Here is a 3,330-nt window from a genome sequence, read left to right on the forward strand (position 1 = left end):
CTTTTGCAATTGTTTTTCGTTTTCTTTTAACATCAATTTCATCAAATCAGTTAAATCAATTGGAGATATCTCTTTAATTAATTTTTTATATTTAGCTCTGGAATTTCTATGGATTTTACCCCATTCTTCTTCGTCATTTAACAACATGAAAACTATTGCTCTGTCAGAAGTACGTTCGATTATTTTCCAATCTGGTTTTAAAATATGTAAATCGTTAAAACAATCATTCCACATATCAACCATACTTCTTTTTAATTCAATTTCAACACGCCATAAATATTCAGACATAACTTCAACATCTGCGTTATCTTTACGCTCTTGTTTCTTGTTATAAATTCTTATAAATCTATCACTATCACGTACACCAAAATATTTTGTTTCTGGTTTACCATCACGACCATAAAAAATTGTTTTCTTAACTGTTTTATCAGTCATTGCGTAGTAATCACTTAAATCATCTTCAAAATCAAACGCCAAATCAAGTCTTGTAAAACCTTTATCTTCTATGTAGTCAATAACGTTCTTCTTTAACCATAGCATTTCATCATGTGTTAATTTATTTGGATTAAATTCAACTCGCATATTACGTCTATCCCAATTATCTGCTTTCACTTTGTCATATTCAATATAAACTTTTTCTTGAAGTGCCTTAGCTTTAAATTTTGTTTGTAACATATCCCAAAGCTTTATTTGTGGATCAACACTCATGAATTCAGAAAGTTTTTGAGCATTATTTTTATTTAAATTCCCAATGATTGTCATACGGTCAAAACTGATTTTTGGTTTTGATATGCACACAGTATGTGCACTTAACCGGCTATTAGATATACCGGTTAACGAAAAATTACACTTTTCTTGTTCTAGACTTTGATTTGATAATTTCTCTTTCTCTTTTTTACTCATAAAAAAATCGACTCCTTATTTTGTTTAAGAAGTCGCTCACCCGAATATATATCTTGAAGAATAAACTTAAATCGTTTAATATCTAGATATACAAATTAATAAAACATAATTCTTACATTTTATTACGGTTTTGTCGTTCACGAAAACTTTGGTCGGTTTGGGGTGAGCGACTTCTTTTTTTATTTTATTTGTGTATTAATATAACACTAACAAAAAGCTTGGTCTATTCAGACTAAGTCTTTATTTTTTATTAAGCTCAATATTTTTTAGAATATTTATATTGCTGATAAGTGTTATAAAGTATTAACGCCTGAACTACTACTTGAGCAATTGATATTGCTAAATTAATCTTTTTCTTCTTACTCATTTTCTTCAACCCCCTTTGTTGCTTTATTCCAATTTCCTTTTTGCTTTAAAGTTTGCGTCCTTAAAAATCCTAAAAGCTGTCAGTCGGTCGGGTTAATAGCTGACGCTATCGACCGCTGACGCTTTAAGTCTAATTTAAGGACTCTTTAAAACAAAAAGTTTTCTCGGCATAAAAGCGTGGTATAATATTTGTATTGTTTAGTACTACTAATACTAGATTGTATTTATTTAAGCCTTTATCAACTATGATAAGGGCTTTTTCTATCTGCTCATACCTCTGCCATGATTCTGATTATTTTTTTGTTCTTTCTCTTGATATTCTTCAGGATGTATTTGTTTATCAAACATTTGTATTGTCTTTATCATTCGTCCATTATCTCTACTCACATCATTCATCAAATGCTGGTATTTATTTCTACCAAGAACTTGCTCTAACTTTTCAAAAATTTCTCTAATAACTTTAATGACATTAAGCGCATTATCAAGGTCTTTTTTTCGGTCTTTTATAAACTCATTTGCTCTTGATAAAGTTTCAGACAAATCCTTGTTTTGTTCTCTAAGCTTATTATTTTCGTTTTTTAGGTCATTTAGAGCTTTATCTGACTTAATATACTCATAATCATCTTTGATTAATTGTGCTGCTTCTATTTGCTTCTGAAAGGCATTAAAATCTTCTTGGCTTATTACAACATTTCCCGTTTTCTGTATTTCTTTATTAAACAAACCACCTACTTTTTCAGTTTCATGTTCATATTTGACGTTTAAAGGCTTTTTAAGCGTTTCTAATGATTTTTGATATTGTTCTATCAACTCATTGTTTTTTTGTTGTATATGGCTTAATTTTTGGCTCTCACGCTCATATTCTTGCTTATGGTATTCTGTTTTTTGCTTATATCGGCTTACCTGATCATGTTTAGCATTTGTAACTTGTCTTGATTGTCCTCGTTCCAAATCATACCCACGTTGATTAACATACTCGTTAAATCTATCTTGAAATTCAGTTAAAGCTTTTTTATTACCTATCACTTCTTTAGCGCTTAATCTTCCGTCCTGCGTTATCGGTACAATACCAAAATGCATATGTGGTGTTTTCTCGTCCATATGAACGGTCGCATAAAGCAAATTGTCTTTTCCGTACTCATTCTCTATAAATTCTTTAGAATGCTCAAAAAAAGCTCTTATTTCGTCTTGTGACTTATCTTTAAAAAATTCATTGTCTGATGTTATCAAACCATCAACATGTTTAATCGCGTCTGTTCTAATTTTTCGTTTGCCTGTATAATTCTGTTCAATTTTTTCATCAATCAAGTTATTAAAATTCTGTTTATTAGCATTTACCAAATCATAATTTAAATAAGTTTTACTATGGTCTATATCTTCATTTTCGTAATTATTATTTTCTCTTTGAACATGTTTTTGTATGCCTGTTGTATTTGTTCCTGTTTTGACTTTTGAAACTCTAATAATTGAATAAGACATATAAAAAATCACTCCTCATCAATAAGGTTAGATAGGTATTTAATACTTTAAGTCTAACATACTAGACTTATTTTGAAATAAGTCATTAAACCGTATGCTCTGCGAGGCTAAAACATGTTTTTGTGCAAGCACAAAAAATGGACTGAACAAGTCAGTCCATAAGTACAAAACCAAATTCAAAATCAAAACACCAGCAACCAAAATAGTGGTTGTTAAATATAAAGATCAAAACTAAAACAACATATATTCAACTACTTACTTTCTTTTTCAAAATTTAAGGAATACTTGATATTGCAAATATCACAAAAGCTATTATCATAATTTATAATTCAAATAAGCATAAAGTTTTTTAATGACACTCTTAACAGGAAAAAGTTCCCAATCAACGCTATTACCATTTTTATAACTAGAAATAGCTAAACTTATTAAATTATTTTCTTCAATTGATAAATTTTCTGATAAATTTTCTATTATCATACTTCCAGCTAAATATTTTGAATAAAACTTACCTGTTTCATAAGTTACGATCATACGACAAAGGGTTAAAATAACATTTGTTTCATCACCATAAAAATATTTTAT

At 28.9% G+C, this 3,330-nt stretch carries 3 protein-coding genes; all 3 read right to left on the minus strand.

What is annotated here, in order from left to right:
- A partial coding sequence (locus JVU85_RS00380) for a replication initiation factor domain-containing protein (RefSeq protein WP_204172036.1) occupies positions 1-903 on the minus strand: 903 nt, incomplete at its 3' end.
- A gap of 627 nt (positions 904-1,530) precedes the next feature.
- Positions 1,531-2,748, minus strand: coding sequence for a MobV family relaxase (gene mobV, locus JVU85_RS00385; RefSeq protein ID WP_021285908.1), 1,218 nt, complete (start codon positions 2,746-2,748; stop codon positions 1,531-1,533).
- A gap of 315 nt (positions 2,749-3,063) precedes the next feature.
- Positions 3,064-3,330, minus strand: a 267-nt coding sequence (locus JVU85_RS00390; protein WP_204172037.1) for an aminoglycoside adenylyltransferase domain-containing protein, incomplete at its 5' end; no start/stop codon positions are given.

This window comes from Staphylococcus sp. GDY8P72P (assembly GCF_016890655.1).
GTDB classification, from domain to species: Bacteria; Bacillota; Bacilli; order Staphylococcales; family Staphylococcaceae; genus Staphylococcus; species Staphylococcus arlettae.